The organism is Arthrobacter sp. Ha26 (assembly GCF_059091705.1).
On sequence record NZ_JBNHGX010000002.1, the window covers coordinates 193,400 to 209,602 of the forward strand.

The window sequence follows — 16,203 nt, forward strand, 5'->3', positions numbered from 1 at the left end:
CGAGGCGGCAGTTCGCGGCCGTGCTGACAGAATGGAGCCATGACAGCAACCGAGCTCCCTGCTTCCCCCGCCACAGGCCTGCACCGGGCCGCCACGCCTCCCCTCGCGCTGCTGCTGGACGTGGACGGGCCGGTGGCAAGCCCCGTGACCCGCGACGTGAAACAGGAAATCATCCTTGACCTCGTGGCCCTGGCCGCTGCGGGAATTCCAGTCATTTTCAACACCGGCCGCTCTGACGCCTTTATCCGCGAACAGGTCATGGAGCCCATGATTGCGGCCGGGATTCCGGCCGGAACCCTCATCCATGCCATCTGCGAAAAGGGCGCCGTCTGGTTCAGCTACACGGCAGCCGGCCCCGGCCCCATCCACGTGGACCGTGAACTCGCCGTGCCCGCAGCCTACGGCGATGACATCCGGCGGATGGTGGCCGAGGACTACTCCGCGCACATGTTCTTCGACGAAACCAAGCGGGCAATGGTGTCCGTGGAACAGCACATCGAGGTCCCCAACGCCGAATACCTGGCCGAACAAAGGCTTTTCGACGCCGACGCCATGGACCTGATGGGCCGCCACGGCCTGGGCGTCGTCCGCCTGGACCACCACGCCCCCAACTCCGACGACGAAGTGGACTACCGGGTGGATCCCACCATCATTTCCACCGACATTGAGTCCGTGCGGCTGGGCAAGGACCTGGGCGCCAGCCGGGCTGTGGAACTGCTGGCGGCGCAGGGCATCACGCCGCAGGCCTGGCGGACCGTGGGCGACTCGCGGACGGACTACGCCATGGCCGACTGGCTCCACCACAACGACCACCAGGTAAAGCACGTGGACGTCCGTCCGGCGGATGGTGTTCCGGACAAGCCCTATGACATCCTGACCGCCGTGGACCTGGGACTGGAGGCCTCAGTGATCCATGACGACGCCGGCGGCGCATTCCTGCGCAGCTGGCGGGACGGGCTGGCGGCCTAACCCCTTTTCCTACCCCGGTTTGCCCTGCCCGAAACCTGCCGTTTCCACTGCGCGGCTATCATGCAGGTAGACATGCTTACTTTGACCAGCTCGGAGACCACCATTACAGAAGCACCGGTACAGGACGAGGTCTACTACGGCACCCAGGCGTCCGTAGAAGAACAATTCCACGCAGAGGTTACGTCTGCGGCGGCAGAACAGCGGCTCAGGCACCGCCCCGATGTGCTCAGGCACAAGGGCCGATACGCCCTGATCAACTACAACAGGACTCCCTACCAGGCCATGGTTGAGGACCTGCTGTTCCTGCGCAACGTCCTGGTCAGTGCAGGCATTGCCTACCTCCTGGTCCGCGGCAACAACGACCGGCCCGTCATCGCCCTGGACTGGAAGGATCGGAAGAAGCTTCGCGCTGCCTTGGTGGAAGCCTGCCGGGACGAGCCGTTCTACTCCATGACCGTGGATGCCAAAAAGAAGACCTCCGTACTGGTGGCCGACGGTGAGCTCTCCTCCAACCGGCAGGCACGCATCTTTCGCCTGTACCGCCCCCGGGTTGAGCCGGTAGGCGGCTTCGAGTTCGGGGCCTCGGCAGGGGTGCAGATCGAGCTGTGGTCCTTTGAAGGGGAGCAGCTGATCCTGCCGATCGAGAACTCCCTCACCCGCCGCACCCTGCTGCGGCAGGACGCGGTCCGCGGCACAGTGGAACGCTATGGCCACACCTGGCCAACCATCGAGAACATGTTCGCCGACCACGCCAGCGACATCAGCTTCGACATCGACCTCGTGTTCTCCTGGGTGGACGGCAGCTCCCCCGAATACATTGCAGCCCGCCGCTCACAGCAGCAGGGCGTGGTCCTGGGTGAAGGCGACGACCACGAAGCCCGGTTCCGCCAGATCAACGAACTGAAGTACGCGCTCCGCTCCGTGTACATGTTTGCGCCGTGGATCCGGCGCATCTTCATCGCTACTGACTCCCCCGCGCCTGCCTGGCTGGCGGACCACCCAGCGGTCACCATTGTCCGCAGCGAAGAGTTCTTCTCCGATCCGTCCGTGCTGCCCACGCACAACTCCCAGGCGGTGGAGTGCCAGCTGCACAACATCGACGGCCTGTCCGAGCACTTCCTGTATTCGAACGACGACATGTTCTTTGGCCGCCCCGTGGCCCCGGACATGTTCTTCACGCCGGGCGGCATCACCAAATTCATTGAAGCGGAAACCCGGATCGGGTTGGGCGAGAACGCGGTCGAGCGGAGCGGCTTCGAGAACGCGGCACGCGTCAACCGGAAACTGCTGTGGAACCGGTTCGGCCGGATCACCACCCGCCACCTGGAGCACACCGCGGCGCCGCTAAGGCGCAGCCTGGTGGCGCAGATGGAAGAGGAGTTCCCCGAAGAGTTCCGGAAGACGGCCGCGAGCCGGTTCCGCGCGGCGGACAACATCTCCGTCACCAACTCGTTCTACCACTACTACGCACTGCTCACGGGCCGCGCGGTCACCCAGACGGCCGCCAAGGTCCGGTACGTGGACACCACCATGCGCGCCGGGCTGAACTACCTGCCCAAGCTGCTGTCCAAGCGGAACATGGACTTCTTCTGCCTGAACGACGGCAGCTTCCCGGAAGTCGATGCGGACGAGCGGGCCGAACTGGTGACGGATTTCCTGGAAAAGTACTTCCCCATCAAGGCGCCCTGGGAGAAATAGGCGGAGGCGCGGTCCTACCGGCCCAGGCGCAGGCCGGGCTTCACACTGTTCCGCTGCTTCGCCTTCTCCGGGATCCGGATCCCGGCGGCTGCCAGCCGCCGCTCCGTCTCTTCCGGGGAAACATACTCTCCCACCGTCGTCGAACTTCCCAACGGGACCACCGAGTGCACGATTGTGTGCTCGTAGACGTGCACCAGGTTGAACGACTGTCCTCCGTCCTGCCCCCGCGTCCCACCCGCCGGAACGTTCAGGTCCTGGGTGTAGCAGCTGGCGGAGGCCACGGAGACGGGGACTCCGGCGAAGCTCGCCGTGGTGGAGTAGTGCAGATGGCCGGCGAGGATGGTCCGCACATCCGAGTTCCGGACCACTGCGGCCAAGGCTGCCTGGTCCCGCAGCTCCACCAGGACCGAAAGATCCAGGACGGAGGGAACGGGCGGGTGGTGGAGCGCCAGGATGGTCCCGTCCGGGGCCGGAGTCTCCAGTTCCTGCGCCAGCCACTCGAGCTGGGAGTCATCCAGCTCGCCGTGGTGGAAGCCCGGGACTGACGTGTCCAGGGTGATGACGCGCAGGCCTTTGACGAAGTAGCTGTGGTCCAGGGGGTCGTCATTGCCGGCCTGGTCCAGCAGGCCCTTCCGGAAGTTCGCCCTGTTGTCGTGGTTTCCCATCGCCCAGATGACTTCCGCCCCCAGTTCTAGGCAGGCCGGCTCAACGATGGCGCGAAGCTTCACGTAGGCTTCCGGGTCGCCTTTATCGGCGAGGTCCCCGGTAAAGATCACAGCCTCCGGCCGCGCCCCGGATGCCTTCACCTCTTCGAAGAGTTGGATGAGACGGGCTTCGCTGTCTACGACGCCGTAGAGGGGATCCGGACCTCCCAACAAGTGGGGATCGCTCAGGTGGAGTAGGAAGTGGCGTGGCCGGGGATGTTCGGCCTCGATGTGTTCCATTGCTACCTCTGTGGTCGGTGGGAAGCGGCTCTTCCCTTGTACCCTTCAGTAATCTTTATCCAATCAGACATTTGGCAAACTTTGGGTGAATCGCCCAAGCCCGTGTGGAAAAAGCTAAAAGAACTGCGTATTCCTCGAAATAATTCGGGAAAGCGCAGCCTCACCCCAAAGCGTCCTCGATGGCGTCGATGACTTCGGCCGATTCGGGCTCCACCGTCGGGGCGAAGCGGGCCACCACTTCCCCGTCCCGGTTCACCAGGAACTTCTCGAAGTTCCACTTCACCAGTCCAGGCAGCAGGCCAGTCCTGAACTTGGTCAGCTCGGCGTAGAGCGGGTGCTGGTCCTTGCCCCGGACGTCGGCCTTGACCGTCAGTGGAAAGCTCACGCCATAATTCCGCTCGCAGAACTCCGCGATTTCGCTGTCGCTGCCCGGCTCCTGGCCGGCGAACTGGTTACATGGGACGCCCAGGACCTCGAACCCGCGGTCGCGGAATTTTTCGTACAGCGCCTCAAGCCCGGCGTACTGGGGTGTCAGGCCGCAGTTGGAGGCAACGTTGACCACCATCACCACTTTCCCCTTGAACCGGCCCAAGTCAGTCTCGGTTCCATCGTTCAGGGTCAGCGGGATCGGGTACAAGGGTGTCACAGGCTGTGTCCTCAGGAAGTTGTTCATACGCGGGATTCGTTGCTGATGGATCAGGGTACTGGTCCGGGCTGAACGTTTCCTGTATCTGATTCCTGAGGCAGCGCTCCGGCCGCCTGGAGTCAGCGGCTTGTTGGCCGCGGTCATCGCCTGCAGGCCTGGAAAGTTCCTTCGCCGACGAGGGTGTGGCCGACGGCCGCGCAGCAGTGGCGGGGGTCGTCTCGGCCGGCGGGGTGGACGGCGACGGCGCAGCTTTCGTCGGTGCCGCATCCTTGGGAGAGGCTTCCTTGGGTGCCATTTCCTTGGGTGCCGCGTCCTTGGGTGCCGCATCCTTTGGAGACGCTTCCTTAGGTGCCGTTTCCTTGGGTGCCGCTTCCTTGGACGCTGCTTCCCTGGGTGCCGCGTCCTTGGGTGCGGCAGTCCGACTGGACGGCTGCCCCGGTGGCTGTTCGGGCTGTTGTGCCGCCGGCGCACTGGGCGTCGGCGAGGAGGCGGGCTCATCCTTATCCGGTGTCGGCGGGGACGGCCGGCTGGGTGGCGGTGAGCCGATCGGTTGAGCTGGCGTGAGGGACGGCTCACCCGTTGAGGGTGAGGAAGGCTGCTTACCCGGCGGCATCGTCGTCGGAGTCGGCGTCGGTGCCGGCTCACTCAGCGACGGGGACGGCGTCGGCTCACTCGGCGTCGGCTCAGGCGGTGCCGGGGACGGCGTCGGCTCAGGCGGTGCCGGGGACGGCGTCGGCTCACTCGGCGTCGTCGTCGGAGTCGGTGCCGGCTCACTCAGCGACGGGGACGGCGTCGGCTCACTCGGCACACGCACGCCCGCGGCCAAAGTCAGGGAGGGCGGCGGCGCAGGCTTCCCCGCAGCGATTTCGTCCTCGTGATGGTCCGGATCAAAGTCCACGGGAATGAGCCACGGCAGCCACCCCAGCGCGGAACCGTTGCCGGGCACGTAGCTTCGCAGCTCTTCGGCGCCCTTGCTGGCAAGGGGCCGCGCCGGCAGGATTCCCCACGTGAGTGGGCTGACGTGCCGTCCATTGAGGATGGTCTCGAAGTGCAGGTGGCACCCGGTGGACCATCCTGTGCTACCCACCTCCGCGATGAACTGTCCAACATCGATCTTGTCGCCCGTGCGCACCACAAGGGCTTCCAAGTGGTTGTAGGTGGTAACCAGGCCGTTGCCGTGGTCGATCTCAATCCGGTTGCCCCCGCCCCAGGGGTGCCAGCCGGCGGCCCGGACCACTCCCGAGTCGGCCGCGTAAACTTTCGTTCCGCACGGCGCGGCATAGTCCTGGCCGAGGTGGAAGTCGCCGGCGCCACCCGTCAGGGGGCTCACCCGGAAGCCGAAGGGTGAGCTGGGCAAAAGCAGCTCCAGCGGCGCCCTCAGGAACCCTGTGGCAGGCCTGCCCAGCCCGGCGGATCCCACGGACATGGGCGGGGAATTTTCGCTGCCGTAACTGCCCAGCGCCGGATGGGGAAAGGCAATCAGGGCCTGTGGATCGGTGACGATTGCTTCCTGCAAAGTGCCGGCACCAACGCTGTCCGACTGGACATCTTCTGGCGCCCCGGACAACTTCGCAGGCACATCAGGGCCGAACGGTAGTGAAGTCCTGCTGGCCAAGCCGGCTGCAGCTGACCATTCCTGCGGGGTTTCAGGGAGATTCAGTGCCCAGACCGAAAGTGCAAGGACTCCCGTAGCTGCCAAGGCGCGCATCAGGGAACCATGGGGACGGCGCAGCTCTGTGTGCTTGTCCGGTCTCTGATGAATCGCCAAAAGACTGACTCCAGAACATGATCAACCGCCCGCTGTCATGACGGTATCTCCCATGGGACCACACGGCACGAAGGCCTGGGAACCCCGTAATGCCCCCGTCCTCAAATAATTGAGCAAACCTTGCGGTACATGCCCGCTCCGGCTTCACCCGGGCCACAATGGGATATGCGCAGTTTCCTTCGCACATGGCAGGACGAGCTCAAAAAGACGTTCACTGGCAGGGCCGATACGGTGCCCGACTGGGTAATGAAGCTGGCAGAAGGCGCCGACCCCGGCTACCACCTTCCCGGCTCTGCAGTGTGGGCGGTGCACGGTTCCATGCCCGCCATCGTGGCCGGAATCCGGACGCTGCTGATGCAGTCCCTCCACCCCGGCGCCCTTGCGGGCGTGCACGAGCACTCGAACTTCCGCGAAGATCCCCTCGCCCGCTTGGCAGCGACCATCCGCTGGATCTTTACCGTGACGTACGGGTCCAAGGCCGCCGCCGAGGAAGCCTCCCGGCGCGTCCAGCGCCTCCACGAGCCCGTACAGGGCAGCTACGTGGACAACCAGGGGGAGTCCCGCAACTACAGCGCCAACGATCCCGAACTGGCCAACTGGATCCACATTGCCTTTACGGACGCGTTCCTCACAGCCCACAAATTGTGGGGCCGGGCCATCCCCGGCGGCCCGGATGCCTACGTCCGGGAATGGGCGCAAGCCGGAAAGCTGATGGGCGTGGAGGATCCGCCACTCAGCGAAGCTGAGATGCGGGCGCAGCTTGAACGGTGGCGCCAAAACGGCGAGCTGCGGGTGGATGACCGGGTTGCAGAGACGGTGGAATTTGTCCGCAATCCGCCACTGAGTCCCATGCTTCGGCCCGGATACCGTGTTTTGTTTGCCGGAGCGGTTTACAGCCTCGACCCAACGTACCGCCGGATGCTCGGCCTGTCCGTGCCACGGCTGGGCCCCCTTCCGCTGCCGGTAAGGCTGGCCACGAAGGTGGTGCTCGGCGTCGTCCGCCTTGCATTAGGCCGGCGCGGGCCGAGCGAGCTTGCAGCAAGGGAACGGCTTCGCCGGCTGGGCTTCGAAGCGTAAGCCGGGCGGACGGGAGCTCGGGGGCAAACGAAAGAACCCGGTCCCGGCGATGCGGGACCGGGTTCCAACCGGCGGAGAATGGGGGATTTGAACCCCCGAGGGCGTTAACCCAACACGCGTTCCAGGCGTGCGCCATAGGCCGCTAGGCGAATTCTCCAACTGCTTCTGAATCAAAAGCAGGTACTAGACTACCTGAAGTTTTCCGCTTCGCCCAATTGGCGGCTCGTCCCCTGATCTGGCGGCATTTCCAGCTGCTTCTGGAGATACCGCCCGGGGCTTAACCCAGAAATGGACGCCCCCAACGCGCCCATTCCATTGGGACACCGTTGAGCTGCCGGGTCCGGCCCCGTTCAGCCAGGCCTCGCAGCTCACAATCTTGAGATTGCCCCAATCGGTGTACATACCCATAATCGTGGTTTGCGCGCGGATAAGCAATGGATTTGCAGGCCTGCCTTGGCCGGATGGGGAACCATGGAAGGCATGAACGAACTGCACGCCCTGGTGTTCTACGTGCCGGCCACCCACACCGAACAGGTCCTGACGGCAGTTGGTGACGCCGGAGCGGGCCGGATCGGCAGCTACTCGCACTGCTCTTTCACATCACGGGGAACAGGCCGCTTCACTCCACAGGACGGTGCTGACCCCTACCTGGGCCGGGTGGGCGCGCCGGAAGAAGTGGCCGAGGACCGGGTTGAATGCGTGGTTGAACAGCCGCTGCTTGAGGCGGTGGTTGACGCGTTGCGGGCCGCGCACCCGTACGAGGAACCCGCACTGATGAGCTGGAAGGTTGAGGGCTGGCGCCCTTCGACGGCCGATTCGAGTCGCGCCTGAACTTCGGGTAAAGTAACTGGCGGCCCCTCATGTGGCGTCATCCTGTTGAACTCCCCCAGGACCGGAAGGTAGCAAGGGTAAATGGGCTCTGGCGGGTGCATGGGGGGTCTTTACTATTCCCCCACAGGGCGGCAGGATGTCAGCCCGGATTGGTAGGGTTTTCTCTGTGACAGTTACTACCGCCCTCTACCGCAGATACCGTCCGGACTCGTTCGCTGACGTCATCGGCCAGGAGCATGTCACCGAGCCCCTCATGACGGCCTTGCGGAAAAACCGCGTCAACCATGCTTACCTGTTTTCCGGGCCCAGGGGTTGCGGCAAAACCACCTCGGCCCGCATTCTGGCACGCTGCCTGAACTGCGCCAAAGGCCCCACGGACACCCCCTGCGGCACGTGCCCCAGCTGCGTTGAACTGGCCCGCGGCGGATCCGGATCGCTGGATGTCATCGAGATTGACGCCGCCAGCCATGGTGGTGTGGACGATGCACGGGACCTGCGCGAGCGGGCCACCTACGCTCCTGTCCGGGACCGCTACAAAATCTTCATCATTGACGAAGCCCACATGGTGACGTCCGCCGGGTTCAACGCGCTGCTGAAGATCGTTGAAGAACCCCCGGAACATATCAAGTTCATCTTCGCCACCACCGAGCCGGACAAGGTCATCGGCACCATCCGTTCCCGGACCCACCACTATCCCTTCCGGTTGGTGCCGCCGGAGCCTTTGATGGCTTACCTGGAACTTCTCTGCAACCAGGAGAACGTCCCGGTGGCACCGGGCGTGCTCTCGCTGGTGATCCGGGCCGGCGGCGGTTCCGTCCGTGATTCCCTTTCCGTCCTGGACCAGCTGATGGCTGGCGCCGGGCCTAATGGGCTGGATTACGAGCTTGCCGTTGCGCTGCTCGGATACACCCACGCTTCCTTGCTGGATGATGTTGTAGAGGCTGTCGCCGCATCAGACGCCGCCACCGTTTTCCGCGCCGTGGACAGGGTCATCCAGACCGGCCATGACCCCCGCCGGTTCGTCGAAGACCTCCTGGAACGCTTCCGCGACCTCATCATCGTGCAGGCCATGCCTGAAAGCGCGCAGACCATCCTTCGGGGTATGCCTGCCGACCAGATCGCCCGCCTGAAGAACCAGGCACACAACCTGGGCGCCGCCGAGTTGTCGCGTGCCGCAGACGTCACCAACACGGCCTTGACTGAAATGACCGGTGCCACCTCCCCCCGGCTGCACCTGGAACTCCTGTGCGCCCGGATCCTGCTGCCCAGTTCCGAGCAGAACGAGCGCGGCATGGCGGCACGGATCGACCGCGTGGAACGCCGGCTTAATTACTCCGGCAACGACGTCGGTGCTCCCGCCCCCATGGCGGCGGAACAGCAGAGTGCGGTACCGCCTGCAGTTCCTGCAGCAGCCAAGCCCGCCGCCGTGGCTGCTTCGTCCGAGGGCGAAAGCCCCGCTCCGCTGACCGCTCCTCGCGTGAGCACCAGTGACTGGCCGGTGGAAGCCTCCGCCGGGAATCGTCCCACCGCCGCTGGTCCGCGTCCTGAAACGACGGCTGCCGCCAGCGCCGCGCCCCCAACAACACCGTCAGCAACACCGTCCAAGCCAGCAGTACGCAACCCAGCAGCGCCCGGCACGGGAATCCCCCACGCCACTGCTCCTGCGGCCATCCAAAGCCATGATGCGCCGGAAACTGGCGCAAGGCAGGCGGCAACCAACGCAAGGGAAACTGCAGCTCCGGACCTCAGGAGAACTCCTGACGCCCAGACCGGCCCCTCCACTAGCCTGCGCCCGCAATCTGCTGCCGCTTCCGCCAGTCCCGGGGCTTCCGCTTCCGGCATGCCCGGGGGTCCTGCGGCTGCCATGGGGGATGTCGAAGTGTTGCGCCGCGCATGGCCGGACGTCCTGCAGACACTGGCAAAGATCAAACGGAGCACCTGGGCCCTTGTTGAGCCGAATGCCCAAGTGAGCGCCTTCGACGGCCAGACCCTCACCCTGTCGTTCACCACGTCCGGCCTCGCGGGCGCCTTTGGCCGGGCAGACCATTCGGAGAACCTGCGCCAAGCAATCCACAAGACTGTGGGTATTGACTGCCAGATCACTGCGGTCTCCGGCGGCGGCGGTCCTGCGAGCTCTGAGCCAAACCCAAAAGCACCCGCTAGCCGGCCCTCTCCGGCAACGCCGGCTGACGTTGCGTGGGGGCTGGCGTCCACACCGTCAGCTCCGCCTCAGGAAGCGGCCACCCCGTCCCCCGCTGACGCGGCTTCAACCGATGGGTCCACATTAGGACGCACCACCTCCGGCGACCGCAGCGCCCCGTCCTCTGCCGAACTCCCCCCGGGGAGTAATGCTCCCGGTCCAACTACGGCCTCCGATCCCGCTGCCCGGACGGCACCAGCCGCGCCGTCCCAGGCGCATCGAACAGCCACGGCTCCGGCGTCCCCTTCGGTTCAGGACCCGTCAGTCAAACCGGAAGCAGCCGCTCCCACGGCCCCGCCAGCTGAAGTTCCGTCAGCCCACGTTGTGTCAGCCCAGGTGCCAACAGTCCAGGTTCAATCGCCACGGGCTGCTTCGGCCAAGGTTCCTTCGGCAGAAGTTCCATCGGCCGAGCCCGAGCCCTACAGCAGCGCGGCCAGCGACTATTCATACTCCGATGACGACTGGGGCCCGCCCCGGGACGAGGACGCTCCTCCGCTGGATGAAGAGCCTCCCCTGGATTGGGACCCGTCCACGCGCGCCCAGAAGGGCTCCGCCGGGTCAAGCCGCAGTGGCCGGCAGAACGCCGGAGATTCCGGGGCATCCGGAATGGCCGGCCCGTCCGGCACTGGCGGTGCGCCGGCCACACCTACTGAATCCCCGGCAAACACCGGACAGCAGGCAAATGCCGGAAACGTATCCACTCACCCTGCAACAGGCGTGGGTAAGCCGCACGACCCATGGACCCGTGCCGTGGAGCAGGCGCCGGGCGTCTGGGTAGTTGGCGAGGAAAGCAATGTTGGCAAATTTGCAGGTCCGAGCCTTCCGGGGGAAACGGCCGCCCCGGTTCCGACCCCATCGGTACCAACGCCGTCGGTTCCCACTCACCACTACGAACCAGCGGCTGCGCAGATTCCTCCTTCCATCCCCGTTACCAGCGGGGCCTCCGCGGTGGACGCCGAATGGGGCCTGGCAGCACCTGCATCTTCAACGGCCGGACCGGGAGGCCAGGACATGCAACCTGTGCCCTCCGCTCCGCGCGGCATGGATGCACCTGCTTCCGATGCAGACCCCTTAAGCCCGGATCCCTCCGGATCCGCTCCAGCTCGGGTCCGCGAGTACGCCATGGCGTCGTCCGCCCCCGCTGCCGCCGCAGCTCCTGCAGTCTTGCCAGCTCCGGTTACCCGGCCGGCACACGTTCCTCCGGCCCCGTCCCCGTCCGCGGCCCCACCCCCGTCCGCTGCGCCGGCCCCGTCCGCTCCGCCGGCACAGGTGGAGGCTGCTCCGGCGGCATCCCCTGGCACGAACGGCGCACGGCAGAGTCTTTACCAGCGCCTGTCCAACAGTCCGGAGGCTGAGGCCGGCCGGGCCAAAGCTCCTGCCCGGGCCGTCCCGGCTGCAGCCACGTACGTCCAGGACATCCCGAGCCCGGACGATGAGACCATTGAGGCGTCCGGGGTATTCGGCCGCGCCGCGGTGGAACGCATCCTTGGCGGGAAGCTGATCGAGGAGCGTTCTCTCGATGGCAGCCCGGTCACGCCCCGCTACTGATCCAACCACTATCCACCCCTAGCTAAAGAGGAAAACGTGTACGAAGGTGCTGTCCAGGAGCTGATTGACGAGCTCGGACGCCTTCCCGGCGTGGGCCCCAAATCCGCACAGCGGCTGGCGTTCCACATCCTCGAAGCGGACCCGCAGGACATGAAGCGGCTGGTGGACGCCATCACTATGGTGAAGGAGCGGGTCAAGTTCTGCACCGTCTGCGGCAACGTCACCGAGCAGGAGCTCTGCAACATCTGCCGTGACCCCCGGCGCGACCCCGCCGTGATCTGTGTGGTGGAAGAATCCAAGGACGTACTTGCGGTGGAACGCACGCGGTCATTCCGCGGCCGGTACCACGTACTGGGCGGCGCCATCAATCCGATTGCCGGCATTGGCCCGGAACAACTGCGGATCCGCGAACTCCTCACCCGGCTGAACGACGGCGCCATCCAGGAAGTCATCATCGCCACCGACCCCAACCTCGAGGGAGAGGCAACGGCCACCTACCTCGCCAGGATGCTGAAAACCATTGGGATCGCGGTGACCAGGCTCGCCTCCGGCCTGCCTGTGGGCGGGGACCTGGAGTACGCGGACGAGGTTACGCTGGGGCGGGCCTTCGAGGGCCGCCGCAACGCCCTCACCTGAGCCTGGGTAAGAAAACCCGCCGCGCGGGGTTACGTCCGGGCGCCACATTCTGCGAACCGTTCGTCGCCAGCCACAGTTCAAGCCCCCCAGCCTCCGGAAACAGGCCCAGCCCCGGCGGGCCGGTCAACCCATCGTGACCCCACCGCGCCGGGCCTGTCCACGGGGCAGCTAAGCTATGCGGGTTCCCCGCGCCAGCCTGCGGGCAGGTGTGCGGAGTGCACGCCAACCCAGCCACATCAGCAGCGCGGCAACCAGGACCTGCAGCCCCAGGCCCAACGGCCACAGTGGGGTGGACTGTGCCAGGTACCGCGGCTTTACCTCTCCGTTGGCGCACGGAACCGTGCCCTCAGGACCGGCCATGGCATAACGCGCGCCCTGGCTGATGCCCTCGATTGCCCCCACCGATGAGTAGTTCCGCTCCTGCGAACGGTCCCTGTACGGAATCGCGTCGGCCACCACAACGTAAGGGTTCATGGCCAGCAGCCAGGCTACCCGTTCGGTCCGCATCGCCCTTTGCTCCAGCAATGGTCCGGAACACGTGTACTCGGGTTCCATGGGTCCCTGCTGTGACGCTTCGCCGGAGAGCGGCTCATACGCGCGGTACTGCGACTGGTTGGCCATAACGGTGCCTTGGGTTAGCCCCGTGCCGAGCCCAAAGGCAATCAGCGTGCCCACTGCAAGCCCGGCCACGGCCAGGTACGTGACCACGATGGAGAACAGCGGCCGCCCGGCGAGCGCAGAGATGCCAACACCGATGGCACAGACAACCCCCACCTCAACAGCGAGCATCAGCAGCGCCACCATCACGTGGCCCGGAGTCATTCCGCCCAGCGCCACACCGGTCACCAGGAAGGGTGTGCTGGCCACGAGGAAGGCCAGCGCTGCCGCCCACGCGGCAACGAACTTGCCCCACAGGATCTGGCCGGGCTGCAGCAGCGTCACCTGGAGGATGGCCAGCGTGCCGCCGGCCCGGTCTCCGTTGACGGCGTTGGCGGACAGTGCCGGGGCAACCAGCAGTGCAAACAGCAGGACAAAGGCCAGGACCACCTCAAAGATCATGGAACCCGGGCCGGTGGACTCTGGCGGCATATAGCCGCCATAGGCCTGCTGCGCCGCTTGGGAAGCGTTCCAGCTGGCCCAGGTCAGCCAGGTCACCAGCCCGGTCAGGGCAAACCAGATGGCCAGCATGATGTACCAGCCGCGGGACCGCAGCCGTTGCTTCAGCTCAAGCACCACCACGTCGCGGATGCCTGCCAGGTAGGCGCCCTTGGTCCTGCCGCGTACATCCTGGCGGTGTTCTGTCGCATGGGTCATTGCCGCTCCCCCTCAAGGCTCATGTACGTCTCTTCCAGGGCGCCTGTGGCGGGAGCGAAGGAGTTAACCCCGACGCCGGCAAGCACCAGGTCACGCAGCAGCCGTTCGGCGTCGCTGTCGCTGCCGAGCATCAGGCTGACCGCCTGGCGGCGTCCGTCCTCATGGCGGAAAGCCAGCCCCAGCTCAGCCAGTTTGGCGGCAAGGGCCGCCATGTCGGATGCGGTGACGGCGTATCTCCTTCCCGCTGCGGCAGCCTGCTCAGTGGTTTGCTGCCTGACGGTACGCCCCTTGTTAACGAACACCGCGCCGTCGGCAATCTCATCAAGTTCACTCAGCACGTGGGACGAAACCACCACGGCTTTGCCCTCGGCCGCGAGTTGCCGCAGCATGAGGCGGAGCTCCACGCGGGAGCCGGGATCCAGGCCTGACGCCGGTTCATCGAGCAGGAGGACGGACGGGTCGTGGATCAGGGCCCGGGCAAGGCTGAGCCGCTGCTGCTGCCCACGCGAAAGTACCCGGGCCGGCTGGTCCGCAAGATCATCCAGCCGGACCCTTTCGAGCAGCTCAGCAACGCGGCCGCCGATGGCCGGCGCGGGAAGGCGGTAGAACCGGGCCATCTGGGTGAGGATCTCACGCGCGGTCAGCGACTCCCACACCCCCAAAGTGTCCGGCATCCAGCCCAGCCGGCTGCGCACCTCTGCCCTGTCCCGGTTCGGATCCAGGCCACCCACACTGATACTGCCCTCGTCCGGCGCCAGCAGTGAAGCCAGCATCAGCAGCAGCGTCGTTTTGCCCGCCCCGTTGGGCCCGATCAGCGCCGTCACCTTGCCGGCCGGCGCGTGGAAGTCCATCTGTTCGACGGCGCGCACGGCGCCGAAGCTGCGGCTCACCGCCCGGGCCGTAATGCCGCCGTCGGGTTCCCGCCCGGCCGTGCCGTCGGGTAACTCAGAAATCATTGCCATGTAGTGCGCACCTGTCCCCCACAGTCTTGGATGCATGCTGACAGTTCGAGCGTACGCCCGCGGATCCCGCCGGCAGCGGCCCAGGTGGCGGAGATTCGGTCACAATTCAACCCCTGGCCGCGGGCGGCGATAAACTGGTGCGAAGAAGCCGCGCCAACAATGGCGTTAGTTCGCAGTGCCAGGGCCAATACAGCAGGACGGCTGCCTGGCCGGACTCCATTTTGATCCAGTGAAGGTTCGCGCATGAGTACGCCCACTAGAGAAGTGCACAACGCAACGCAGCAGCAGGAGCTGCCCGCCGGCGGCGCCGTCACCAAACAGCTCATTGTGCAGAAATTTGGCGGGTCCTCCGTGGCGGATGCCGATGGCATCAAGAGGGTGGCCGCGCGCGTGGTGGACGCCCATGCTGCCGGCCATGAAGTGGTTGTTGTGGTCTCTGCCATGGGTGACACCACGGACGAACTCCTGGACCTTGCCGCCCAGGTCACAGACTCGGCGCCCGCCCGCGAGATGGACATGCTGCTCTCCGCCGGTGAGCGGATCTCCATGGCCCTGCTGGCCATGGCCATTAACAAGCTTGGCGCCTCTGCGCAGTCCTTCACCGGTTCCCAGGCGGGCATGATCACCGACGGCATCCACGGCAAAGCCCGGATCATCGACGTCGATCCCCACCGCATCCGCACGGCCCTCGATAAGGGAAACATCGCCATCGTTGCGGGATTCCAGGGCATGAGCCGCGCCACGAACGAGATCACCACCCTTGGCCGCGGCGGTTCCGACACCACCGCTGTGGCGCTGGCGGCGGCACTTGAGGCCGACGTCTGCGAGATCTACACGGACGTGGACGGTATCTACACGGCTGATCCGCGCGTTGTCCCCTCGGCCCAGAAGATCGACACGATTTCCAGCGAGGAAATGCTTGAACTCGCAGCCTCGGGCGCCAAGATCCTGCACCTTCGCTGCGTCGAATACGCGCGCAGGTTCGGTGTCCCGCTGCACGTCCGCTCGTCATTCAGCCAGCATGAAGGCACGTGGGTCATCCCCAGCGCCGAAGACAAGATCACCACACAAGAGGGAGTTGCCTTGGAGCAGCCAATCATCTCCGGCGTCGCGCACGACCGATCCGAAGCCAAGGTCACCGTCGTTGGTGTTCCGGACATCCCCGGCAAGGCTGCCGCCATCTTCCAGGTCATTGCCGATGCCCACTCGAACATCGACATGATCGTGCAGAACGTGTCCACCCACGGCACCGGCCGCACGGACATCTCCTTCACGCTGCCCATCGTCGAAGGTGCCGACGCACTGGCGGCCCTGCACGCAGCGCAGGACCAGATCGGCTTTGAAACCATTGAATACAACGAGCAGATCGGCAAGCTGTCCCTGATCGGCGCCGGCATGCGCTCGCACCCCGGCGTCTCCGCCACCTTCTTCAAGGCGCTCTCGGACGCCGGCATCAACATCAACATGATCTCCACGTCGGAGATCCGCATCTCCGTTGTCACCCATGCCGACCTGTTGGACGAGGCCGTACGGGTGATCCACCGGGCCTTTGAACTGGACAGCGAGAGCGAAGCCACGGTGTATGGCGGCACCGGCCGCTGACTGCGCCC

General features: G+C 65.5%; 13 protein-coding genes, 1 tRNA gene, 1 other RNA gene and 1 pseudogene. 10 read left to right on the top strand and 6 right to left on the bottom strand.

The features are described from left to right. Positions 1-39 precede the first annotated feature (39 nt). Together AC5RVY_RS06345 and AC5RVY_RS06350 are read left to right on the top strand one after the other, a co-directional pair. A complete protein-coding gene (locus AC5RVY_RS06345; protein ID WP_493953870.1) occupies positions 40-969 on the top strand; it encodes a hypothetical protein in 930 nt (309 codons plus the stop codon). Positions 970-1,029: 60 nt separating this feature from the next. Next, positions 1,030-2,667, top strand: a complete 1,638-nt coding sequence (locus AC5RVY_RS06350) for a stealth family protein (protein ID WP_493953871.1) — start codon at positions 1,030-1,032, stop codon at positions 2,665-2,667. A 14-nt stretch (positions 2,668-2,681) separates the two neighbouring features. Here AC5RVY_RS06350 and AC5RVY_RS06355 read toward each other — a convergent pair whose 3' ends face one another. Further along, positions 2,682-3,611, bottom strand: coding sequence for a phosphodiesterase (locus AC5RVY_RS06355; protein WP_493953872.1), 930 nt, complete (start codon positions 3,609-3,611; stop codon positions 2,682-2,684). Positions 3,612-3,771: 160 nt separating this feature from the next. Then, on the bottom strand, positions 3,772-4,257 hold the full coding sequence (locus AC5RVY_RS06360) for a glutathione peroxidase (RefSeq protein ID WP_493953873.1): 486 nt from the start codon (positions 4,255-4,257) through the stop codon (positions 3,772-3,774). Positions 4,258-4,439: 182 nt separating this feature from the next. Between AC5RVY_RS06360 and AC5RVY_RS06365 the strand changes: the two genes are divergently transcribed. Together AC5RVY_RS06365 and AC5RVY_RS06370 are read left to right on the top strand one after the other, a co-directional pair. Further along, positions 4,440-4,811 (top strand): hypothetical protein, encoded by a 372-nt coding sequence (locus AC5RVY_RS06365; protein WP_493954286.1) that lies wholly within the window; start codon positions 4,440-4,442, stop codon positions 4,809-4,811. Positions 4,812-4,817: 6 nt separating this feature from the next. Further along, positions 4,818-5,135, top strand: a complete 318-nt coding sequence (locus AC5RVY_RS06370) for a hypothetical protein (protein ID WP_493954287.1) — start codon at positions 4,818-4,820, stop codon at positions 5,133-5,135. A 194-nt stretch (positions 5,136-5,329) separates the two neighbouring features. Here AC5RVY_RS06370 and AC5RVY_RS06375 read toward each other — a convergent pair. Further along, positions 5,330-5,965, bottom strand: a pseudogene (locus AC5RVY_RS06375) (M23 family metallopeptidase); the annotation flags it as partial. 225 nt (positions 5,966-6,190) lie between these two features. Here AC5RVY_RS06375 and AC5RVY_RS06380 point away from each other — a divergent pair. Beyond that, positions 6,191-7,102, top strand: coding sequence for an oxygenase MpaB family protein (locus AC5RVY_RS06380; protein WP_493953874.1), 912 nt, complete (start codon positions 6,191-6,193; stop codon positions 7,100-7,102). Between the two features lie 72 nt (positions 7,103-7,174). Here the strand turns inward: AC5RVY_RS06380 and AC5RVY_RS06385 are convergent. Beyond that, positions 7,175-7,259 (bottom strand) — tRNA-Ser (locus AC5RVY_RS06385). A 323-nt stretch (positions 7,260-7,582) separates the two neighbouring features. Here AC5RVY_RS06385 and AC5RVY_RS06390 point away from each other — a divergent pair. From AC5RVY_RS06390 to recR, 4 genes are all read left to right on the top strand, one after another. After that, on the top strand, positions 7,583-7,933 hold the full coding sequence (locus AC5RVY_RS06390; protein ID WP_493953875.1) for a hypothetical protein: 351 nt from the start codon (positions 7,583-7,585) through the stop codon (positions 7,931-7,933). Positions 7,934-7,951: 18 nt separating this feature from the next. Further along, positions 7,952-8,048, top strand: an RNA gene (gene ffs, locus AC5RVY_RS06395) — signal recognition particle sRNA small type. Between the two features lie 21 nt (positions 8,049-8,069). Next, positions 8,070-11,681, top strand: coding sequence for a DNA polymerase III subunit gamma and tau (locus tag AC5RVY_RS06400; RefSeq protein ID WP_493953876.1), 3,612 nt, complete (start codon positions 8,070-8,072; stop codon positions 11,679-11,681). Between the two features lie 36 nt (positions 11,682-11,717). After that, entirely contained in the window at positions 11,718-12,317 is a 600-nt protein-coding gene (recR, locus tag AC5RVY_RS06405) for a recombination mediator RecR (RefSeq protein WP_493953877.1), read from the top strand. A gap of 168 nt (positions 12,318-12,485) precedes the next feature. On the opposite strand, the gene AC5RVY_RS06410 is transcribed toward recR, so the two are convergent. Together AC5RVY_RS06410 and AC5RVY_RS06415 are read right to left on the bottom strand one after the other, a co-directional pair. Next, positions 12,486-13,631 carry an ABC transporter permease gene (locus tag AC5RVY_RS06410; RefSeq protein ID WP_493953878.1) on the bottom strand — a complete coding sequence of 382 codons (1,146 nt, stop codon included), beginning with the start codon at positions 13,629-13,631 and terminating at the stop codon, positions 12,486-12,488. Then, positions 13,628-14,593: an ABC transporter ATP-binding protein gene (locus AC5RVY_RS06415; RefSeq protein ID WP_493953879.1), complete on the bottom strand. Its 966-nt coding sequence runs from the start codon at positions 14,591-14,593 to the stop codon at positions 13,628-13,630. Before AC5RVY_RS06415 ends, AC5RVY_RS06410 begins: the two co-directional genes overlap by 4 nt. A 243-nt stretch (positions 14,594-14,836) precedes the next feature. On the opposite strand from AC5RVY_RS06415, the gene AC5RVY_RS06420 reads away from it, so the two are divergent. Beyond that, on the top strand, positions 14,837-16,195 hold the full coding sequence (locus tag AC5RVY_RS06420; protein WP_493953880.1) for an aspartate kinase: 1,359 nt from the start codon (positions 14,837-14,839) through the stop codon (positions 16,193-16,195). The last annotated feature ends 8 nt before the right edge of the window (positions 16,196-16,203 follow it).

What these genes read in the sequence shown, in the direction of transcription:
- AC5RVY_RS06345 (WP_493953870.1), top strand. Translation starts at nt 40, where the DNA reads ATGACAGCAACCGAGCTCCCTGCTTCCCCCGCCACAGGCCTGCACCGG.
- AC5RVY_RS06350 (WP_493953871.1), top strand. Translation starts at nt 1,030, where the DNA reads ATGCAGGTAGACATGCTTACTTTGACCAGCTCGGAGACCACCATTACA.
- AC5RVY_RS06355 (WP_493953872.1), bottom strand. Translation starts at nt 3,611, where the DNA reads ATGGAACACATCGAGGCCGAACATCCCCGGCCACGCCACTTCCTACTC.
- AC5RVY_RS06380 (WP_493953874.1), top strand. Translation starts at nt 6,191, where the DNA reads ATGCGCAGTTTCCTTCGCACATGGCAGGACGAGCTCAAAAAGACGTTC.
- AC5RVY_RS06390 (WP_493953875.1), top strand. Translation starts at nt 7,583, where the DNA reads ATGAACGAACTGCACGCCCTGGTGTTCTACGTGCCGGCCACCCACACC.
- AC5RVY_RS06400 (WP_493953876.1), top strand. Translation starts at nt 8,070, where the DNA reads ATGTCAGCCCGGATTGGTAGGGTTTTCTCTGTGACAGTTACTACCGCC.
- AC5RVY_RS06410 (WP_493953878.1), bottom strand. Translation starts at nt 13,631, where the DNA reads ATGACCCATGCGACAGAACACCGCCAGGATGTACGCGGCAGGACCAAG.
- AC5RVY_RS06415 (WP_493953879.1), bottom strand. Translation starts at nt 14,593, where the DNA reads ATGGCAATGATTTCTGAGTTACCCGACGGCACGGCCGGGCGGGAACCC.
- AC5RVY_RS06420 (WP_493953880.1), top strand. Translation starts at nt 14,837, where the DNA reads ATGAGTACGCCCACTAGAGAAGTGCACAACGCAACGCAGCAGCAGGAG.